Genomic DNA, 19,480 nt, shown 5'->3' with positions numbered 1-19,480 from the left:
AACGCGACTTGACCGATCAGGCCCTGCTGGCGGGCTCTTGTCCCGCCGACCTCGACGAGGGCGCGACAGCAGTGCATTTCGCCCCCCCTTCTTCGAAGTGCATCCCCCTCGCCAAGAGCCTGGGTGTCAACCGGTTCCTTCCGCAGGGTTCCTGGCCCGCAGTACTCCGTCGATGGACTCTTCGCGCCATCGCGACAGGAGCTCGTGGAAGGCGCCTGCGCCGTGGGGGTAGGCGCTCGGGCCGTTCGGCCGGCCGCGGCCTTCGCGGTTGTAGTAGCCGGGGGTGCACTCGGCGTGGAACCACTCGTGGTCTGGGGCGCCTTCGGTCAGGACGGCGATCCAGGCGTCCTCAGCCTCACGGGACGGTTCGATGACTGCGCCCTTGGCTTCGGCAGCCGCGACAAGGGCTGCGGCATGGACGGCCTGCTCGTCCAGAATGTGCGTGAAGTTGACGCTGCTGGCGTTCTGCAGGGATCCCATCTGGATGAGGTTGGGGAAGCCGTTGCAGGTGAAACCGTGCAGAGTGCGCGGGCCCTGGTTCGCCCACGCGTGAAGGAGTGGGATGCCCCCTCGCCCGTGGACGGGAAGCTTGCCGGAGAAGATGCCGGAGGTCCCGACGGAGAACCCGGTGGCGAAGATCAGGCAGTCGAGTTCGTAGGCGGTGTCGCCGACCACGACTCCGTGTTCGGTGATGCGCTCGATGCCATGGGTCCCTGCGGTGTCGACCAGCGTCACGTTGCTTCGGTTGAACGCCTGATAGTACGTGTCGGAGAAGGTCGGGCGCTTGCAGGCGTACCTGTACCAGGGTTTGAGCTTCTCGGCCGTGTCCTGGTCGGTGACGGTCCGCTCGACTCGGGCGCGGAGCTCGTTCATCTTGGCGGCGTCGGCGACCTCGTAGGCTGCTTCGAATGCCGTTCGTCGCCTTGACGGCGGAAGCTGGGCAGGAGCTTCTCCAAGAGGCCCGCTGACGTGGTCCAGCGGTCCGCCACGAGATCCTGTTCGGCTGTCTCACCGGAGACGATACGAAGGAAGTTGTCGCGGCGCTCACGCGCCCAGCCGTCGCGGTCCGCGCCGACGTCCTGCGCTGTGGTGCGGCAGTTGGCACGCACGTCCACGGAGGAGGGGGTTCGCTGGAAGACGTAGACGTGTCCGGCGTCCTCGGCCAGCATCGGAATGACCTGCACGCCGGTGGCTCCGGTACCGACGATGCCCACTCGTTTCTGCGCAAGGCAGCTCATGCCCCCGTCCGGGGTACCGCCGGTGTACGCGTAGTCCCACCGCGACGTGTGGAACGTGTGACCCGTGAAGTCCTCGATGCCGGGTATCCCGGGAAGCTTCGGTTCGGAAAGGGTGCCGGTGGCTGTGACGACGTACCTGGCCCGGAACGCGTCGCCGCGGTCGGTGGCCACGATCCACATCTCGGATGATTCGTCCCAGGTCAGCGAGGTGACCGCGGTGGAGAACAGGGCGTCGGGGTAGAGGTCGAACTTCTGCGCGACCTCCATCGCGTGGCGGCGGATCTCCTCACCGGGGGCGTACTTCCACTCCGGTACGTATCCGGTCTCGTCGAGCATCGGCAGGTACACGTGCGCTTCGATGTCGCAGTGCACGCCCGGGTACCGGTTCCAGTACCAGGTGCCGCCGAAATCACTGCCCTTCTCGACGACGCGGATGCGCTGCACGCCGTGCTGCCGTATGCGCGCGCCGGCGAGGATGCCGCCGAATCCGCCGCCGATCACGGCGACGTCGACGGTGTCGTTCAAGGGATCACGCTCGGCCGGCTCGTCCGCGTAGGGATCGGCGGCGTAGTAGCCGAACTCCGCCTCGGCGCCACGGTACTGGCGGGCACCGTCAGGCCGTACACGCCGCTCTCGTTCGAGGCGGTAGCGCTGCCTCAGCGCGGCGAGCTCTTCGGAAGGCGACGCTTGAGGGGTTGTCACGTGGGGGACCTCAATCCTGCCTGTCGGACCGTCCTGCGATGAACGGCCGTCGGTTACGGTAGCAACTACCGGACAACACTGTCCGGTTGGATTTCGGGTGTACCTCGATATTCGGCCAGAGGACGTGCGGGCCCCGGGCGGGCGCACGCGCCCGTTGCGCAGCGGGCACCCGCACCACCGCGGACAGGAAGAGTGATTCCATGCAGCGACTCCAGATCCGGTCTCTTGCCGTGCTCGCCACCATGGGCATGCTGACCCTCACCGGATGCGGTACGGAAACAGGTGGCCCGGACGGCGGCAGAACCGGCCCCGCCAGTGCGGACAGGACCATCCGCGCCCACAAGGTCATGCAGCTGACACAGGTGCACGAAGAGACCGGAATGACTCTGCTGGAAGGTCCGGCCTTCGACGAGAACGGTGACCTGCTCGTCGTCGATGTCACCGCACCGCCCGGCAAGCCCAAGGTCATTCGCGTCAACCTCGGGAAGAAGACGTCCAGGGCCGTCCACACCGACGGCCGAGGGGCCTACACCTCCGCACAGTTCAGTCCGTACGACGGACGGCTCTACCTGACCGACTACGCCCACGGTGAGGTCGTGAGTCTGGACCCGGACGGCGACGACCTGCGAACCTTCTTCTCCGGCAAGGTCGACGGGGCGCAGATGAACCCCGACGACATCGCCTTCGACAAGGCAGGCAACCTGTACGTCAGCGACTCACGCGGTCTCTCCGAGGGCGAGGCGCACGGGCGTGTGGTGCGCATCAGCCGTGACGGCCAGGAGGTCACGGTCCTGGCCGAGGACTTGGCCGCGGCGAACGGCATCTCCTTCGACGTGGACTACCGGGGGCTGTGGATCAGCGAGCTCACACAGAACCGGATCTCCTACGTCCACCTCGACGGAAAGGGCGGAGTGTCTTCCCGGCACACTGCCATCCGCGTCGACGGCGGTATCGCCCAGACAGACTCGATCGCCGTCGATGCGGACGGCAACCTCTACCAGGCGCTGCACGGCCGGCCGGCGATGGTCGTGTACGACCGGCACGGTGAGCGCCTGGGTACGGTCGAGATTCCCGCCCGCGCCGCGGCCGCAGGACTCGAGTCGGCGACGAACATGGCGATCACCCCCGGCGGAACCACGGCCTACATGACCGTCAGCGGGCCCGCCGGGGGGTACTTGTACACCTTCGACGCTCTGGCGAAAGGCATCCGGCAGTCCAACGGCGGCTGACACCAGTGATACAGCCGCAGGCTCCAGCGCGCCATGCCCAGGCCGTCCTCGCCCTGGCCCATCGTCGCTTCAACGACCTCTGGACCCTGACTGGCCTGGTCGGCACGCTGGTCGAGATGGAGTTCACTGCCGACCGGCTGCAATGCCGTTCAGTCGCTACGAGGATCGAGAGGTGCGAGACATCGGCCGACTGGACACCCACGCACTCAACCAGAACGGTTTGACGGACGGCATCAGGAATCGAAGGGCCGCACCGGTCCCACCTCGACGCCGAGCAGCCGCCAGGCAGCCAGCGCTCGGCATTCCCGGTCCGCACGAGTGGGGCCGGTGACGGCGCCCGAGACCATGGCGACCGCGAGCATGAGGTCGTTCGCCGCGCCCAGCCGGTGACCGTCCGGAAGGTGCCCCCGCAAGCCGCGCTCGACCCGCTCGGACAGGGCCAGGGCGTGCGCCCTGATGTCGGAGGGACCGCCCGACTCGTGAGCGTGCAGGAGGCCGATGAAAGCCGCCGACTCCGTGAGGTGCCACGTCATCACACCGAGGACATCGGCCAGGGTCGCGTTGTCGACCGCGGCTGCCTGCTCGACCTGCCGCACGTTCTCTTCCAGGACCGCCCCCGCCAGGGCGACCCGGTCGGGAAAATGCCGGTACAGAACGCCCTGACCGACCCCGGCCCGACGGGCGATCGCGGAAAGCGGAGCGTCCAGACCGTACGCCGCGTAGATCTCACGGGCGGCGTTCACCAGGGCGGCCCGGTTGCGTGCGGCGGCCTTCGGCCCGTCGTTCGCGGGCCGACGCTCGTCCGGCACGGGGTGCTGCATCACCCCGGAAGCGTACCGGCCCGGCAGCGCAGCCAATGCCTGCCGGTGGTGAGGCCGGGCAGAGCCGCGCCGACCCCTGCCCGCACAGCCAGCCACCTGCCGCAAGTGGGCAGGCAGAGACGGCGACCGCTTGTAGTACCCCGATATGGCTCTGTGTGACCTGGACAAGGCGTTCGCCGGGATTCCCGAGCAGGTGAGCGTCGTCAAGCGGGGCACGCCAGGAAAGAAGGACGGCCGGATCGGTGTCGTGGTGGCCGCTCCGGGTTTTCGAAGCAGCTACCTGAGCGGCTCAGGCGGTGGCTTCGGGCTGTCCCGGACTGAGGTAGTGGACACGGGTCCGGTCGGTGTGCGGGAGGAGCAGGCCGTGCAGTTCCTCGGCTGCGGTCTTGAGGAGGTGGCCGTCCCGGGCTGCATGGAGGGTCTCAAGGACGAACGCGACGTGGGTGGAGTCCTCGGTGACGCGGGTGCGGTGGGCGTCGCGATGGTTCCAGTGCCGGGTCAGGACGCCGGTGGTGTCGGCGTAGATGATCTCGCCCGGCTTCGGATTCTCCACCGTTTCGGGCGCGCCGAGCGGCGTGAACTCCTCGCTCCCGTCCGCGTACCGGATGTCGACGTCGCCGGTGACGTGGTCGAGGTCGAAGGCCCCGGCGGGCAGACCGTGTTGGGCGGACACGGCGTTGTAGGAGTCGACGGCCGGGTTGATGCGGGGCAGGGTGCCCTTCTTGGCCATGCGGCGGCCCAGCGCGTCGACGCTGGGGCGGATGCGGCGGGGGTTTGTGCCGAAGGAGCGGTAGGCGGTGTGCCATGCCTCGATGCGTGGATCGGTCTCGCCGGCGGGCTGCCAGGTGCCGTCGGCGAGCTGCTGCTCCAGTGCCTCCAGCGCGGCTCCGGTGTCGGGCCAGGTGTCACGGCCGCGCAGGCCGGTGGCGGTGACCAGGGCGATGAGGGTGCCGGGAAAGGCGTCAGCTACGGCGGGGGCGATGCGGAAGACGGTCATAGCGGGGCTCCGTGCCTTGGTGCGTGCGAGGGGGGACGTCGGGGGTCAGGATTTCCAGGGGCCGACGCGGTCCAGGCGGCGGCGCTGCTGGCGCGCGGTGGGCACGTCCAGCCCCTGTCCGCGTTCGGTGAGGCGGTCGGCCACGTCCGCACGATGCTCGACGGGCTTGTGGTCGTCGTACTTGAACTTCGCCCGCACGTCGGTGACCTGGAGGCGCAGGCCGCGGATGCCGGACAGCATTCGGCCGTAGGGCGGCTGGTCGACGGCCAGGGGGGCGTGGTCGCCGTCGGGCTGGAAGTGGGCGAGCTGGCGGCGCAGCAGCTCGGCCTTGGCCTCGGGGTCGTCGACCAGGTGGGCGCGGCAGGTGAACTGCACTGCCGCGTAGTAGCTGGTGGGGACACCGTCGGTGGGCTCGGTGCCGGGCTTGGCGCGCCAGGGGCCGGGGATGAACGCGTAGTCACCGATGACGGTGAAGGTGACGTTCGGGTTCTGCTCGATCGCCTTCCAGACCGGGTTGGGGCGGGCGAGGTGGATCAGCAGGTCGCTGCCGTCGGTGGTGAAGTGGGTGGGGACGACGGCAGGCGGCCGGCCGGGCAGGCCGTTGACGCTCAGCTGTCCGAAGTCGTGGCCTTCGGCGATCCAGGACCGCCATTCGGCCTCGTCCAGGTCTGCGTCCCAGGGCTGGATGAACATGCTGCTCCTTGCGCGGTCGGTGCTACGGCGGGGGCGATCAGGTGAGGGCGAGGAGGCTGACGGCGGCGGCAGCGGTGCCGAGCCCGATGAGCTGGCCGCGGTGGATGCGTTCGGCGAGCACGCTGCGGGCGAGCAGGACGGTGCCGGCCGGGTAGAGGGCGGTGATGACGGCGACGACGGCGAGGTCACCGCTGCGGGCGGCGAGCAGGAACAACAGGTTCGCCACCGAGTCCAGCACGCCGGCGGTGGCCGACATCGCGTACGCGGGCTTCTCGGTGCCCAGACGGCGGTACAGCAGCCCGGCTGCGATGAGGGTGACGGCCGTGGACACCGCCCTGCCGATGATCAGCGGGCCGACGCCGCTGTCGGAGGGTGCCTGGTGCAGGAAGATCAGCTGGAGGGCGATCGCGGCACCCGCCCCGAGGGCAAGCAGCAGCGCGGTGCGGGACGGGCGCACCGACCCGGCGCCGGGTCCGGCGCTGACCAGTACCACTGCGGCCAGCGCGAGCGGCAGACCGATCAGCCCGGCCAGGCCCAGGTGCTCGCCTTGGAGCAGCCCCACACCGACGGGCAGCACGGCGGAGACCAGCGCGGTCACCGGGGAGAGCACGTTCATCGGGCCCATGGCCAGGGTCTTGTAGAGCAGGGCGAACGCGGCGGCCGATGCGACACCCGCGGCGGCGCCCCAAAGCAGGGTCTGCGCGCTGAACGAGGCACCGATGAAGGGCCACAGCAGCAGCTCGACCAGGAGAGAGGCCGGGGCGGCGATCATCACGGTGCGCAGGACATGGGCCTTTCGGGCACCGAGGCCGCCCAGGAAGTCGGCACATCCGTAGGCGAGCGAGCTGCCCAGAGCCAGCAGCAGAGCGATCACGGTACATCCTTTACCATTACAATGGAACGACTAAACTGTACAACGGATCGACCGGCATGTGTCAACCAAACGACCGGGCGGTACATTCCAGTGGTCCACTCGCGAGGATGGTGATCGGATGGCCGAGACAGAGGCAGCCCTGCGGACGCTCGCTCACAACGTCAGGGCAGCCCGCACCCGCGCGGGCCTGTCGCTGGACGAGCTCGGCCGACGCGCCAAGGTCAGCAAGGGAGCCCTCGTCGGGCTGGAGAAGGCCCAGGGCAACCCGAACTTCGCCACGCTCGTCAGGCTCGCCGACACTCTCGGCGTCTCGGTGTCCGCCCTGTTGGAAGGGCCGGCCGAAGGCCGCGTTCGCGTCGTGGCCGCTGACGCCGTGATGCCGCTGTGGGTGGGAGAGCACGGAAGCGAGGCGCGGCTCATGCTGACGACATCGGGCCCCGCCCCGGTCGAGGTCTGGCGCTGGTGCCTGGAACCGGGCGAGGAGTACCCCAGCCATCCCCATCAGGCCGGAGTCGTGGAAACCGTCAGCGTCAGCTCAGGGCAGATGGTTCTGATTGTCGACGGTGCCGAGCACCCCGTCGAGGCCGGCCAGACCGCCTGCTTCGACGGCGACACCGCCCACACCTACCGCGGCGCGGGCGACAAGACCTGCCAACTGATCATGACCGTGCACCTGCCGCCCGGCCCCGCAGGCAGTGTCTGATACCGCGCATTTCAACCGCGGAACGGTGCCCGCTCGGGTGCTCAGTCACAACTGGTACGGCTGAGCGCTCCACCTGGCCCGGCCGGCCGAGTAGAGCGCCTCTTTTATGGCCGGACTCCGTCTCATTCGCTCGCATGAGAGCACCGGGTGCCCTCGGCCTGCCTCGGCACCCGCATCCGGCGCATGAGATCGCGCGTCACGCGCCGATCGAGCGTCGTGCGCCAGACGACTCCCGGATACCTGGCTCGCAAGTGGGAGAGCGCCCTCGTTCCCAGCCCACTGCGATGGAACTGCGTCTCTATCACCACATCGGTGATGACTGCCTCCGCACAGACAGCGCAAAGGCGGAAATCCACCTGGCCAATCACCTTGCGCACGTGCACCAGGAGCAGACACTGCGTGTCACCGGTGCCCCGCCCCAGCGACTGCACCAACTCGACCTCGCGATAAGCGAGCACGCGCCGATGCCAGGCGCCTTTGCGGTGTCTGCGCAGTCGATGGCGACCCCCGCCGCCATGATGCGCGATGGTTTCTACGTCGTGCGCCCTGCGAAGGGGCGCACCGCGGAGCGTGTACGTCACGGGCTGTGCGTAGCTTCCCTGCATGCCTCGCGCCTGCCCCGTCTGCCGCGTTCGACGCCTCCAACCGCTGAAGCTCCCCCGGCCGGGCCGTGTCAGGGCCCGGTACCGGGGTCAGGATGGACGGGCTCGGTGATGCCGGCTCTGGCGGCCTCCAGTTGGGCCGCGAACGCGATACCGAGGAACAGGACGATGCCAGTCAAATTTGCCCACAGCAACAGTGCCACGAAAGCGGTCAGTGGCCCGTAGACGGCACCGAACGATCCGCTCATGCCCACATAGAACGCGAGAAGCCAGGTGGCCGCGACCCACAGGACCAGATGCACGGCGGATCCGAAGACCAGCCACGTGTAGCCGGGCTGCACACGCCGGGGCGACCAGCGGAAGATCACTGCGGAGGCCAGTCCGGCGCAGACCGTCCCGACCGGTATTTCGAGGACACCCCACCAGGCGAGCCAGGACTGCGACCAGCCAAGTGCCTCCACCACCGAGTCTCCGACGGCTTCGCCGGCGACCAGCACGAGGAACCCGATCAGCAACGGCAGCCCCGCGGCAACTGCCAGCAGCAGGCTGCGTCCGTATTTGGCGAGGAACGGGCGATCGCGCTCAATGCCGTAAATACGGTTACAGCCCCGTTCGATCTGGCCCATCGCCGACGCGAGATTGAGCACGGCGAAGCCGAGGCCCAACCACATCGCCAGCGCCGCTGTCGGCGTGGACCCCGCGCTGCGGCGGGTATCCCGCAACGCTTCCTGCACGAGTTCGGCGCTGGCGCCGGGCACGATCCTCCCCAGCGTCAGCTCGATCACGCGGGCGATGCTCTCGGTGTGCACCGTCGTCGCCACGCCCACCAGCGCGATCACGAAAGGCACCATGCCCACGACCACCTGAAAACCGAGGGACCTCGCGAAGCTGAACCCGTCGGCGTACCGGAACCGTGCGAACGCGTCGATGAGTAGCTTGCGCCCGCCGTAGTGGCGCAGCGCGCTCAGAGCCTCGTCCCCCGAGAGCTCCTCTCCGATCATGTCCCGCGTCTGCGGAACATGGACGACTGTCCCCATGAGACCTCTCCTCTGACTGTCGGCTCTGCTGTCTCCGACCCGCCCGCACAGTAGTTCGTGAGAGAACAGAGCCATCGAACCGGGTCCCCGGACACCTCTTGAGCCGACGGCGGACGGAGCGGTTGCGCATACCGGTGGGCAGGGAGGGCAGACGACAGGACACATCGACTTAAGGAGCCCTTCATGATGATTGTTGGCATCATCGCTGTCTGTATCGTCCTGGCCGTCCTCGCCTTCCTCGTGCCGCGCTTGTCCCGCCACCCGGAACGCGGCACCCAGCGAACTCTCGGGGCCGGATCACGCGCCGGCGGCAAGGCTCCGGGCGTGCTGGGCCGAATCTTCAGCAAGCCGTTCCGCAGCAGCTCCAAGGCTGTGGGCCGTAGCGGCTCCGCCGGCCGGCGTATGCGTGGCCGCATGCCGTTCTGACCGGTTCGCCGCCCCGGCAACAAAACCAATGGGCTCGCATCGCCTCTCGCCCACGGCCCGACAGAGAGCAGGGTGTTCCGCACGGTGCCCGCGTGCGGCAGACACCCCGCACGCTGCGGCTGGGCTGATGGATGTCGGCTGTCGTTCTCCTAATGCTCCGGGTGCGTGGTGTCGCGAGGAGTCCCGCCCCGAGGGCGACGGCCTGCCTTCATCTCGGCTTCGTAGAGGTGGTCGCGGCCCTGGGCGAGCTCTTGGACCAGGCGCCGCTCGATGTCGGTGAAGGGCTGGTAGTAGGTCTGGTTGTACGCCTCGATGAGTTGGAAGGTCCAGTGGCCGGGGATGACGTCGCGGCCCAGGATCTCCCGCTCGACAAGGTCGGCTGCCTCGTGGTGGCCGGCCTCGCGCAGGAGCCGCACGGCGTCGCCGACGGCGAGGTCGGCGCCACCAGTCAGCTGATGGAACTCGTACAGGGCGCCGCGGGCTCGTTCGGTGGTCTCCAGCGCCTTCGACAGCGCGCCCAGGGCTTCCACGGTCTTGTCGCTCATCCCTTCGGGGCGCCGGTGTGCGGCGTCCGGGGTGCTGGTCTGTTCATCGCTCACGCAGACACCCTTGCCCCGGAAGTCCGCGTTCCTATCGGCCGGTCACCCTTCTTCGAGATCCCAGCCCCGCCTCCGCGCTGCGATCACACGCCACGAAAGCATTTCGTAACTGCGGGATGTCGTGTCCTTGTCCCCTGTGCGGGTCGTGTCAGTGTCCCGACCAGCAGGCAGGCCATCCGGGGTAAGGGGACTCGAAACACCGAAGGGACCACACACTCGCCGGTCATCGGCCCGCCGCGGGGTGGGGGCACCTCGGAAGTTCCGGACGGTCCTTGGTCCGGACGGCGGGCAGCCACGCCGTGGCCTGCGGGCCTGCGTGGGGAACGCGGACGCGGAACCAGCGGGTGGACTCCAGATCCCCCTCGTCGATGATGGACTGACCCCGCAGTATCTGGCAGTCGATGTCGAGGACGTCACCGTGCCATACCCGTGTCGGGACGACGTTGTCGACGGTGTAGGGCCGCATGGGGTCGATCGCCAGGCCGAGACTGCACTGCGGGTCCCGGTCCGCACGGTCCTGACAACCCTGCTCGGCGTTGAAAACCCGTATCCGTGCCGGGAGTTCACCAGACGCGTACGGCGATGCGGACGGTCCTTCCTGTCCGGCGTACGCCCAGACCGCCACGCCCGCCGCACCGCACACCGTGACGGCGAGAAAGGCGGCGCGGCTCCGGTGCCACCCGCGTATCGCCCGGCTCCTCGGGGTGGGCTCGGTGCTCCTGCTCTCCTGGGCCGTGATCCGTTCGTGCAGGCTTTCTGCCGTATGGGCGGCGCGCGCGGCGTGGGTGGGCGCCAGGCAGTCGGCGGCCAGTACACGCCAGAACTGAGGCACCGCGGTGTCCATCCGTAACGGAACACGCCCCTCGGCGTACTCCTGCACGGCGGCGCCGCGGGCAACCGGCGTGGCGCCGGGAAACGGCGAGGCACCGGAGGCGAACACCTCGTGGATCACGATGCCCAGCGCCCAGATGTCGGCACTCGCCCGGACCTGCACGCCCAGGTCGCCGAGCGGCGCCCTCCACCGCTCCGGCGGGAGGTAGTCCAGGGTGCCCATCGGGGGCCCGTGTCCGTGCGTTCCGGTCAGTTCGGTGGCGAGCCCGAAGTCCGAGAGCTTCACCGAACCATCAGTGCCGATGAGGACGTTCTCGGGCTTGAGATCGGTGTGCACCCAGCCACTGCGGTGCAGATGAGCCAGCCCCTCGCAGATGCCGGCGATCAGCCGGCGGCCTTCGGCCTCGCTCACCCCGACGTCGAGCAGGTCCCGCAGACTGCACCTGGCCCGCTCCATGACCAGTACGATCGCGCCGTCGAGGGACGGACACTCGGGTGCGCTGAGGACGACGGAGTCGAGTAACCGGGCGAGCCGCGGATGCCCCGCCCTGCGGGCGAGTTCCACCTCGCGCCGGGCGGCCTCGGCCACGCCGCGGGCCTGGCGGGGCGCGAGTCCGGCGGTCGGCATGACCTTGAGCGCGACCTCGCCCCGTACCGGCGCCTTGTCGCCATCCTGCCCACCTGGCCGGGGCGTCCGATCCGTGCCGTCCGTGCGGTCGTGGGTCGATCGCCCGGCGTAGACAGTGGCCCAGCCTCCGGCCCCGATCGGTTCGATGACCTCCCAGGACCCCACCCGATAGCCCGGGGGCAACAGTTCCGACCGGTCACTTCCCCAGGAGGCACCCCCACGCCGCACCGGTGCCACGTCCCTTACCACTCCCGCGCGGCCGGCTCGGCCCGGGGCGGCAGGAGCGCCAGATGCTCCTCATGAACAATGCCGAACCTCAGCGCGAGTCCGACCACGGCCTCGCGCTTCCCGTTCCTGCGGCGGTCTCCTCTGCCGGTCTCGGCCGCCTGGGGAACGCTGATCCTCAGCTTCTCCTCGGCGAGGTAGTCGATGTGCGAAGTGACCGCTCGGGGCGTCAGCCTGGCACAGGCGGCGTGGCCCCTGAGCCGCTCCACGACCTGGGGAGTGGTCGGCACCGCGACCGGTGACTGGTCGCGCAGCCAGGGTTCGCAGAGCGCCACGAGCACCAGGAAGTACCTGGCCGTCTCGTCCAAGGAGTACGCCGTGACCGTGCGGCTCTCCCACGGCCCGCCCGCGCCTTGCGGGTCCAGGTAGGCGTGGTCGGGCGCGAACACCTGGAAGGAGACCGTGGTGTCGTGGCGCGTGGGCAACACCACCCGGGAGAACTCGAACGGGATGGGCGCCGCGGCGCGCCGAGGCGGCACCCGCAGGTACTCCCCCGCCCCTTCCGGGTTCTCCACCAGGTAGCTGTGGGTGGTGCTGTGGTTGCTGAGCTGCCAGTGGTCCTCGGTCGCCCGGATCTCGCCGGCCAGCCGCGAGATGGCGGCGTCGGCCAGCCGGAGTTCGACCGGGACGGTCGAAGAACCGCGCCCGAAGCGCGCGCGTTCCCCCGGGCCGAGCCTGAGAGTCACCGCGTCGCCGTACGGCTCCTCGCCGCCGACGCCGCCGCTCCCTCGCGGTAGATGGACGACTACGCCGCTCACCGCTCCCCCTGTCCCCCGTGTCGACAGTTGTCGTACTCACCGAACGCTACCGGGTGCACACGGGAGCCAAGGGTGTCGCATCGGTCACTTTCCGGGCCTGCCGATACGCGGGGAGTGGCCGAATTCCGTGCAAAGGCCGGTTCGGCACGCGGGAGAAGGGGGCGCGTGCCGGCACGGCTGGCCAGCTCTTCAGGGGGTACTCGCGCCACGCCGCGCAGCGACGCCGACGATGCTGCCCACAAAGCCCGTCAGTAGGTGGGAGTGCCCGAACGGAACGGTGCGACCGCGCGGTCGCCGAACGTGGTCCACGGGCGCCAGCCGCCACTGGGGCGGTCCTGTACACGGCTGCGTATCCGGCCGTCGGTGGTGACGGCGAAGACGTGAATCCGTCCGGTGGCATCGGCCGCGGCAGTCGGCGTGTTGGCCAGGAGGACACCGGGCTCGCCGAAGTCGTCACCGGGATCCCAGCTGCCGCCGGGCGTGAGGTGCCAGCGATGGCCGATTCGCTCGCCGCCGGGGGACAGGGCGAATGCCTCAAGTCTGCCGTCGGCGCTGGGGGCGAGCATCGGGGCTGCGGCCGCCCAGCCGGACAACGGTTTCCAGTCGTCCCACCCGCCGCTCGGCACTGACTGCCGCCGGTAGTAACTGGCAGTGCCGGACGGGGCGATCGCGACCACGGTGAGCCTGCCGCTGCCGTCACGGGCCGCGCGCGGGGCGGCGCCGGCCGCGGTGCCGAAGCTCTGCCACGCCGCCCAGCGGCCGTTGGGCGTTTCCTGCCACCTGTGATCGATCCGGGAGCCGCCGGGCGCGAGGGCGAACACCTCCAGCCGGCCGTCGGCGTTCGCGGCGACGACCGGCGGTGCACCCGCCGGCCCGCCGAATCCGGCGTCCCACGCGTCCCACGTCAGCGATCCGGGCGCCCACTGTCGCCGGCGCGCGATGGTGGTGCCGCCGGGGCTCAGCGCGAAGACCTCCAGCCTGCCGTCGGCGTTGCGGCCGACGGCGGGAGCGGAACCGGCCGGGCCACCGAACTCCTCCCAGTCGTTCCAGTCGCCGTCCGCACGCTGCACCCGATGGTGCAGGTTGACGCCGCCCGGGGCGAGGGAGAACACCTCGAGCCTGCCGGAGGCGTTACGGCCGAGGGTGGGAACCGCACCGGCCGGTCCGCCGAAGTGCTCCCATGCCGACCAGGTGTCGGACCCGGGGTCGAGCTGGACGCGTCGCAGCATCGAACGGTCACCGGCATCGAGCGCGAACACGGTCAGACGGCCGTCGACGTCCAGGGCTGCCACCGGGTTGTCCATGCTCTGCCAGGGGGGTGGCGTGTCCCTCCAGTACAAGGGCGCCAGGTACAGGCCCTGGTGGAACCACCCCGCGGCGCTCGCGTACCACTCCTCGCCGTCGCTGACCACCTCTACGGCGTGACCGGCCACATGGCCCGCGTAGTCGCCGAGGGTGAAGCGGAACGGGTCCCGGGACGCGAACACGTCCGTGCCGCAGTAGCCGTTGCGGGGCCCGATGAACAGGTAATACCAGCCGTCCCGTTCGACCACGCACGGTGACTCGGTGACCGAGACGGTGGCGCTGGTGGTCGCGTCGGTGAACGCGGTGCCCGGCTCGCTCCAGTGCAGCAGATCATCGGACCGGCGGAAGGACACGACGTGCCAGCCGTCGACGCCGGACAGTTCGGTGTAGTACATCACCCACCTGTCACCGATCCGCACCACCATCGGGTCCCGCGCCGCGAGTCCACGGAACAAGGGGCCGGACGGTACGCGGGTCCAGGTGAACAGGTCGGTCGAGGTGGCAAGGTTGATCGCGACGCCGCCCTGCCCTCCGGCGGCGTAGAACATCCAGAACGTGCCACCCGCCTCGACGACGTGGGGCGCCCACAGGTGTCTCTCGCCGAAGTAGGCCGGGTCGACGGTCAGCGCGTCGGCGTGTGTGGTCCACGGTCCGTGTGGATCCGGTGCGGAGGCGTGGGCGAAGGCGACCTCGGCCGCGCTGTCCGGGGATTCGCCGGGCGGTGCGCTGTCACCGACGATGCTGAACAGGTGCCACCGCCCGTCTGCCTTGATCAGTGTGTGGTCGTTGAGATAGCGCCGTCGCCCGGAAACGGACGGATCGTAGACGTGTGTGAAGGATCCCGCGCCGGTCCACCGCCGCGGCGGGACGGCCGCGGCGGCCGCGGCTGTCAACCGGCCGGCACCCAGGAGCGTGAACGCGCCGGCCCCGGCGGAGCCCCGCAGAAGGTGCCGTCTGCTGATCGGATGCATGAGCCTCTCCAGAGGAACCCGTGGCCGGCCGTGCCAGGCCGGCTCGGCCGGCCACGGGGTGGGGTCAGTTGACGGCGGGGCCGGAGCTGTTGTTGACCCATGCCCAGTCGGACCAGGTCGTGAAGCCGGTCTGCCACTTGTGGTAGACACCGGCGCGACTGGTCCCGAACACCTCGATACGGCCGTCGGCGTTCGTCGAGGCAGCGATCTCGGTCCCGCCTTCGCCGAAGGTCACCCACTCGCCGTAGGGCGCGTTCACCCCTGTCTGCCAGGTGTGCATCGCCGTGCCGCCGTTGATCGCGAAGACCTCGACCCGCCCGTCCGGCGTCCGCTCACTGGTCAACTGGGAATCCGCCGGACCACCCACCGGCTCCCACTCCGACCAACTCGTCGCCGAGATCTGGTACTTGTGGAACACCCCGACCGGACCGGAGGCGAACACCTCCAACCGCCCGTCAGCATTGTGGTCCACGGTCAGATCGCGGCCACCCCCACCGAACGCGTCCCATCCGGACCAAACGCCGTTGACCGACGTCTGATACAGGTGCTGGAACACATCACCACTGAGGGCGAACACCTCCAGCCGCCCATCCGGCGACTTCTCCATCTCCAGCCGACCACCAGCCGGCCCCCCACCCGTGGGCTCCCAACCCGACCAGTCGCCGTTCGGCGCGGACTGATACCGGTGGAACACACCCACCGGACCCGAGGCGAACACCTCCAGCCGGCCATCGGCATTCGCGCCCACGGCCACGTCACGCCCACCACCGCCGAACGTCTCCCACCGCGACCAGCCACCGGACGGCGACAACTGGAACCGATGCTGCGCGATGTCCCCATTGATCGCGAACACCTCCAACCGCCCATCGGCGTTCGGTGCGATCGCCAGCTCCGCACCACCCGGCCCACCCAACGACTCCCAGGCCGACCAGCCCCCGTTCACCCCCGACTGCCACGCATGATGCACCCCATCGGCCCCGGCCGCGAACACCTCCAACCGGCCATCCGCCCCCCGCGCCGACACCACCCGGCCCGACTCCGCCGGATACACCAACGGCACCGGTCGGGGGCCACTGCCAGGTGTGCAGGGCAGTTCCACACCGCGTTCCTCGAGGTAAGGGATGGGGTCGGTCCGGTGGTTCGTCGTTCTGTCACCCCATACGCGCAGGTGGAGGTGAGAACCACTCGACTGACCTTCGCTGCCCATCAGCGCTATGCGCTGACCAGCAACGACATGCTCGCCGACGAAGACGTCCCGCTGGTACATGTGCCCGTACTCGGTCACCGTCCCATCGGAATGCAGGATGCGGATCCACTGGCCGTAGCCGGAGATGGGACCCGAGTCGATCACCTCGCCGTCGCCCACGGCATGGATCGGGGTGCCGTAGTCGTTCGCGATGTCGATGCCGTTGTGGGCATCGCTGTAGTACTGGGACACAAAACCGGAGGTCGGACACGAGCCGGCGAAGTCGGCGGGCTGCGCGGCAGCCGGCGACGTCACCAGAGCCGGCAGTAAGGCGGTCGTCGCCGTGAGCGTGAGAACGACACGCAGCGCGCGTCGGGACAGGCCGAGAAGCACGTGACGCTCCTCTCTCTTGGAAGTCGTCGCGGAGTATGCGGGATGTGCGGGCGGTTCGCGCGGACGGGACAGCCTTCAGGTACGCGCTCCGCCTGTCATGCCTTGCGGAGCCGTGCGATGACGCCGTCGATGTCGCGTTCGAGAGCCCAGCCGCGGACGAAGTGCCCGCCGGGCACCTCGTGCGACTCGTGCGGAATGCCGACGGAGTCGAGCGTGGCCCGGAACTCCCGCTGCCCGGCGAGCACCTGGGTCTCGTTGAACGTCTGGAACCAGTCGATCGGGTCGGGGCTCGTACCGGCGACCAGGAAGACCCGCTTGTTCCGGTAGCTCTCGATGCGCTGCACCGGATTGTCGTCAGTGACCCTGCGCTCGTCCCATCCCGGCATGCCGTAGACCGAGCCGCCGTTCAGGTCCACGGCCGCGGAGGTCAGGTTGGCCCAGTGGACGACCGCGCCGCTGTCGCGGCGGATACTGGCCGGGCCCGAGTGGGAGCTGACCGAGGCAAAGTGGCCCCAGTACTTGGCCGCGTACTTGAGCGCGCCGAAGCCGCCCATCGAGAACCCGGAGACGGCGCGGCCGTCGTACTCGGCGTACGTCCGGAAGTTCGCCTCGACCCACGGGAGCAACTGGTTGATGTGGAACGTCTCCCAGTTCCGGGGGCCGACGTTGGAGTGGACCGGGTTGGAGTACCAGCCCGTGCGTCCGCCGTCGGGCATCACGACGATGAGCGGCTTTCCGGCCGTCAGGGCGCGGATGTCCTTGTGGTCAAAGCTGATGAAGTCCTCCATACCGCCGTGGAGGAGGTAGAGGACCGGGTAGGTGCGTCCGCTGTAGTGGTAGTCGTCGGGGAGCAGCACGTTCACAGCGGGACCGGGGTTCCACCCGATCGCGTCCGTCGCGAACCGGTAGTAACGCATCCGGTGGTCGTTCTCGTTGCGGTCCACGATGCGCAGGCCGAAGCCGTCGCCGACCGCTGCGGCCGGTGACGCCGCCGCGAGGACTCCTCCGGCGCCCAGGGCCATCGCGGCCGAGAGCCCGCCGGCGGACTTGAGGATGCTTCTGCGGGTCGGGTGATGCGCGGTCAACGCGGCCTCCTGGCTGGGAGTGTGACGTAGGGACGGTTTCGCGCCGCAGGCTGCGCCTGGCCGCGGAGGGACGTACGGCACCGGTCGGATGCACGACACGACGGGGCCGTGTGACTGACGGTTGAGAAGGTATCGACGGATCCAGGGCCGGAGAACCCGCAACCTTACGGACTGACGCGCGCGGCCCCCTCCCGTAAAAGGGTGGGACGCCGCGTTGCAGCCCGAAGGACCGCACGTGTCACTCCGTATCGTTCCGGATACCTTGCCCGGCGCTCCCGCCACTACCTTGCAGACGGCGTCCGCCAGACCGACCGGTCCGGAGCCGAGGGAGCAGCGATGCCAACGACCGCCACCACCTGCCGGCCAACCGCCACCGTGCTCAGGCATCAGGAGCACGAGGTGCTCTCCGCGGTCGGCTGCGGCCTGCGGGACGACGAGATCGCCGCCGCCCTCGCCATCCGCGAGGACGCCGTGGCCGGGCACCTCGCGCGTATCCTCGTGAAACTCGGCCTGCGCGACCGTGCCGCCGCCATCGTCCACGCCTTCGACTGCGGACTGGTCGTACCCGGTCGCGGCCCCCGCACACAGGCGGTGAGCCCGGTGCCGCGGACCGCCACCGGCCGGACCGCCGGACCGAAGGTGCAGATCTCCTTGCTCGGACCGCTGCAGGCCCGGCAGGAGGGGCGGCCCCTCGACCTGGGGCATCTCCGCCAACAGGCTGTACTGGCGGCGCTGGCGCTGTGCGCGGGGCGGACGCTCAGCCAGCGGGAACTGCTCGACGGAGTATGGGGGATGGAGCCACCGGTCGCGAACGTGGTGCCCGTCTACATCTACCGACTGCGCAAGTGCCTGCGCATGGGTGACAGCCCGGACTCGGTCATCGAGCACGACCGGCGTGGCTACCGGCTGGTCCCCGGCGCAGTCGACGTGGACGTGGCACGCGTGGAGGAGCTGGTCACCGGCATCGGACGGGCCGACCGAGCGGGCGAACCGGCCGAGGCGCTCCACCTGTGTTCCCAGGCCCTGGACCTGTTTCGTGGCGAGCCGCTGGCCGGCCTCCCCGGCCCGCTCGCCGAACTGGAACGGCTGCGGCTCACCGAGCGCAGGATCGCCATCGCGCAGCGGAAGCTGGAGTGGCAGCTGCGGCTGGGCCAGTCCTCCGAGGCGATCGCCGAGCTGTTCGCCCTGTCCGCTGCGCACCCTCTCAACGAGCCGGTGGCCGCGATGCTGATGCGGGCGCTGTACCGTACCGGCCGACAGGCCGAAGCCTTGACCGTGTTCGACCGCGCCCGCCATCGTCTGGCCGACGACCTGGGGGTTCCTCCGGGCCGGATGCTGCGGCGGACACGGCAGATGATTCTGCGCGGGGACGAAGCCGGTCTCGGCCTCGGCGGAACCACACAGTGCCCCGGACCGGCGCGCACCCGGCCGACGACTCCTTCGTGATTACCAGGGGTTCCAGGCGCCGTTGTACCACTGCTCGCTCGCGCTGTCGTTGTGGTGATCCATGTTGAAGTCCTCGGGATAGTTGTTGACGTGGTTGCCCGGGTACGTCCAGATCCCGGCGGACTCGTCACAGACGTAGTCCCAGTGGCAGATCGTCTTGACCGGCACGTTGCCGAAGAACCTGTCGGCGCCGGCGAGCGGAGCGCCGACGAAACCGCCGAACGGCACGGCTCCGCCGTTGGCACCGGGAGGGCCCTGCCGCTTGGGGTCCGAGATGAGAACGGCGTTGACATTGCCGAACGTCTGCCAGTTCTCGGTGACCCAGATGTGCACCACCGCGGCACCCAGGGAGTACCCGCCCATCTTGACGTGCTGGCCCGGGCACGCGGCACGTTGGTCGCGGACCAGCCGGTTCAGCTCGTTGACGCCTGCCCGGGCGCTCGCACCGTTGGGAATTTGGGTGGGGTACCCGACGTGCTGCTGGATGTTGCCGTAGAAGCCGTCGTTGTTCCACGAGCTTCCCGTGCCACCGACAACGATCGTGTAGGTGCCCTCGCACGGAGCTGCTGCTTGCGCTGTGGACCCCTGTGCCACTGAAAGCCCGGCTGTCATCAGTAGTCCGGTCAACGCGGCCGCAATCCTTCTTGCTCGCATTCGATCCTCCCCATGTA

The 19,480-nt window shown here is 69.4% G+C and carries 17 protein-coding genes and 1 pseudogene; 4 read left to right on the top strand and 14 right to left on the bottom strand.

The features are described from left to right. Positions 1–126: 126 nt before the first annotated feature. Positions 127–1,940: pseudogene (locus ACFWSK_RS17745) on the bottom strand (flavin-containing monooxygenase). Positions 1,941–2,140: 200 nt separating this feature from the next. Here ACFWSK_RS17745 and ACFWSK_RS17740 point away from each other — a divergent pair. Continuing rightward, positions 2,141–3,169, top strand: a complete 1,029-nt coding sequence (locus ACFWSK_RS17740) for an SMP-30/gluconolactonase/LRE family protein (protein ID WP_383786644.1) — start codon at positions 2,141–2,143, stop codon at positions 3,167–3,169. Between the two features lie 233 nt (positions 3,170–3,402). On the opposite strand, the gene ACFWSK_RS17735 is transcribed toward ACFWSK_RS17740, so the two are convergent. The 4 genes from ACFWSK_RS17735 to ACFWSK_RS17720 form a co-directional block, all read right to left on the bottom strand. Continuing rightward, positions 3,403–3,993, bottom strand: coding sequence for a TetR/AcrR family transcriptional regulator (locus tag ACFWSK_RS17735; protein ID WP_383786641.1), 591 nt, complete (start codon positions 3,991–3,993; stop codon positions 3,403–3,405). Positions 3,994–4,279: 286 nt separating this feature from the next. After that, a complete protein-coding gene (locus ACFWSK_RS17730; RefSeq protein WP_383786638.1) occupies positions 4,280–4,987 on the bottom strand; it encodes a B3/4 domain-containing protein in 708 nt (235 codons plus the stop codon). Positions 4,988–5,032: 45 nt separating this feature from the next. Then, positions 5,033–5,680, bottom strand: a complete 648-nt coding sequence (locus tag ACFWSK_RS17725) for an FMN-binding negative transcriptional regulator (RefSeq protein ID WP_383786635.1) — start codon at positions 5,678–5,680, stop codon at positions 5,033–5,035. A 37-nt stretch (positions 5,681–5,717) separates the two neighbouring features. Beyond that, the gene (locus ACFWSK_RS17720) at positions 5,718–6,554 is read right to left on the bottom strand and encodes an EamA family transporter (protein WP_383786632.1); all 837 of its coding nucleotides are present in this window, start codon (positions 6,552–6,554) and stop codon (positions 5,718–5,720) included. A 118-nt stretch (positions 6,555–6,672) separates the two neighbouring features. Between ACFWSK_RS17720 and ACFWSK_RS17715 the strand changes: the two genes are divergently transcribed. After that, positions 6,673–7,257, top strand: a complete 585-nt coding sequence (locus ACFWSK_RS17715) for a helix-turn-helix domain-containing protein (protein WP_383786630.1) — start codon at positions 6,673–6,675, stop codon at positions 7,255–7,257. A gap of 122 nt (positions 7,258–7,379) precedes the next feature. Here the strand turns inward: ACFWSK_RS17715 and ACFWSK_RS17710 are convergent, their stop codons facing one another. Further along, positions 7,380–7,838 (bottom strand): hypothetical protein, encoded by a 459-nt coding sequence (locus ACFWSK_RS17710; RefSeq protein WP_383786627.1) that lies wholly within the window; start codon positions 7,836–7,838, stop codon positions 7,380–7,382. 92 nt (positions 7,839–7,930) lie between these two features. Further along, positions 7,931–8,896, bottom strand: a complete 966-nt coding sequence (locus tag ACFWSK_RS17705) for a YihY/virulence factor BrkB family protein (RefSeq protein ID WP_383786624.1) — start codon at positions 8,894–8,896, stop codon at positions 7,931–7,933. 183 nt (positions 8,897–9,079) lie between these two features. On the opposite strand from ACFWSK_RS17705, the gene ACFWSK_RS17700 reads away from it, so the two are divergent. Then, positions 9,080–9,322, top strand: a complete 243-nt coding sequence (locus ACFWSK_RS17700) for a DUF6411 family protein (protein WP_383786621.1) — start codon at positions 9,080–9,082, stop codon at positions 9,320–9,322. Between the two features lie 149 nt (positions 9,323–9,471). Here ACFWSK_RS17700 and ACFWSK_RS17695 read toward each other — a convergent pair whose 3' ends face one another. The 6 genes from ACFWSK_RS17695 to ACFWSK_RS17670 all read right to left on the bottom strand — a co-directional run bounded on the left by ACFWSK_RS17695 (position 9,472) and on the right by ACFWSK_RS17670 (position 17,300). Next, on the bottom strand, positions 9,472–9,867 hold the full coding sequence (locus ACFWSK_RS17695) for a hypothetical protein (protein WP_383786873.1): 396 nt from the start codon (positions 9,865–9,867) through the stop codon (positions 9,472–9,474). A 277-nt stretch (positions 9,868–10,144) separates the two neighbouring features. Further along, a complete protein-coding gene (locus tag ACFWSK_RS17690) occupies positions 10,145–11,617 on the bottom strand; it encodes a serine/threonine-protein kinase (protein WP_383786618.1) in 1,473 nt (490 codons plus the stop codon). A 5-nt stretch (positions 11,618–11,622) separates the two neighbouring features. Beyond that, complete coding sequence (locus tag ACFWSK_RS17685; protein ID WP_383786615.1) at positions 11,623–12,423, bottom strand: serine/threonine protein kinase; 801 nt, start codon at positions 12,421–12,423, stop codon at positions 11,623–11,625. A gap of 248 nt (positions 12,424–12,671) precedes the next feature. Continuing rightward, positions 12,672–14,699 (bottom strand): glycosyl hydrolase family 32, encoded by a 2,028-nt coding sequence (locus ACFWSK_RS17680; protein ID WP_383786612.1) that lies wholly within the window; start codon positions 14,697–14,699, stop codon positions 12,672–12,674. Between the two features lie 64 nt (positions 14,700–14,763). Then, on the bottom strand, positions 14,764–16,278 hold the full coding sequence (locus ACFWSK_RS17675; protein ID WP_383786609.1) for a peptidoglycan DD-metalloendopeptidase family protein: 1,515 nt from the start codon (positions 16,276–16,278) through the stop codon (positions 14,764–14,766). Between the two features lie 95 nt (positions 16,279–16,373). After that, on the bottom strand, positions 16,374–17,300 hold the full coding sequence (locus ACFWSK_RS17670; protein ID WP_383786870.1) for an alpha/beta hydrolase: 927 nt from the start codon (positions 17,298–17,300) through the stop codon (positions 16,374–16,376). 399 nt (positions 17,301–17,699) lie between these two features. On the opposite strand from ACFWSK_RS17670, the gene ACFWSK_RS17665 reads away from it, so the two are divergent. Next, positions 17,700–18,809, top strand: coding sequence for a BTAD domain-containing putative transcriptional regulator (locus ACFWSK_RS17665; protein WP_383786606.1), 1,110 nt, complete (start codon positions 17,700–17,702; stop codon positions 18,807–18,809). Here ACFWSK_RS17665 and ACFWSK_RS17660 read toward each other — a convergent pair whose 3' ends face one another. Beyond that, on the bottom strand, positions 18,810–19,463 hold the full coding sequence (locus ACFWSK_RS17660; protein WP_383786604.1) for a cutinase family protein: 654 nt from the start codon (positions 19,461–19,463) through the stop codon (positions 18,810–18,812). It abuts the gene before it with no gap. Positions 19,464–19,480: the final 17 nt, after the last annotated feature.

The organism is Streptomyces sp. NPDC058620 (genome assembly GCF_042717135.1).
Taxonomy (GTDB): Bacteria; Actinomycetota; Actinomycetes; order Streptomycetales; family Streptomycetaceae; genus Streptomyces.
This window is presented reverse-complemented; position numbering and strand designations above follow the sequence as displayed.

What these genes read in the sequence shown, in the direction of transcription:
- ACFWSK_RS17740 (WP_383786644.1), top strand. Translation starts at nt 2,141, where the DNA reads ATGCAGCGACTCCAGATCCGGTCTCTTGCCGTGCTCGCCACCATGGGC.
- ACFWSK_RS17730 (WP_383786638.1), bottom strand. Translation starts at nt 4,987, where the DNA reads ATGACCGTCTTCCGCATCGCCCCCGCCGTAGCTGACGCCTTTCCCGGC.
- ACFWSK_RS17725 (WP_383786635.1), bottom strand. Translation starts at nt 5,680, where the DNA reads ATGTTCATCCAGCCCTGGGACGCAGACCTGGACGAGGCCGAATGGCGG.
- ACFWSK_RS17715 (WP_383786630.1), top strand. Translation starts at nt 6,673, where the DNA reads ATGGCCGAGACAGAGGCAGCCCTGCGGACGCTCGCTCACAACGTCAGG.
- ACFWSK_RS17705 (WP_383786624.1), bottom strand. Translation starts at nt 8,896, where the DNA reads ATGGGGACAGTCGTCCATGTTCCGCAGACGCGGGACATGATCGGAGAG.
- ACFWSK_RS17700 (WP_383786621.1), top strand. Translation starts at nt 9,080, where the DNA reads ATGATGATTGTTGGCATCATCGCTGTCTGTATCGTCCTGGCCGTCCTC.
- ACFWSK_RS17695 (WP_383786873.1), bottom strand. Translation starts at nt 9,867, where the DNA reads ATGAGCGACAAGACCGTGGAAGCCCTGGGCGCGCTGTCGAAGGCGCTG.
- ACFWSK_RS17680 (WP_383786612.1), bottom strand. Translation starts at nt 14,699, where the DNA reads ATGCATCCGATCAGCAGACGGCACCTTCTGCGGGGCTCCGCCGGGGCC.
- ACFWSK_RS17670 (WP_383786870.1), bottom strand. Translation starts at nt 17,300, where the DNA reads ATGGCCCTGGGCGCCGGAGGAGTCCTCGCGGCGGCGTCACCGGCCGCA.
- ACFWSK_RS17665 (WP_383786606.1), top strand. Translation starts at nt 17,700, where the DNA reads ATGCCAACGACCGCCACCACCTGCCGGCCAACCGCCACCGTGCTCAGG.
- ACFWSK_RS17660 (WP_383786604.1), bottom strand. Translation starts at nt 19,463, where the DNA reads ATGCGAGCAAGAAGGATTGCGGCCGCGTTGACCGGACTACTGATGACA.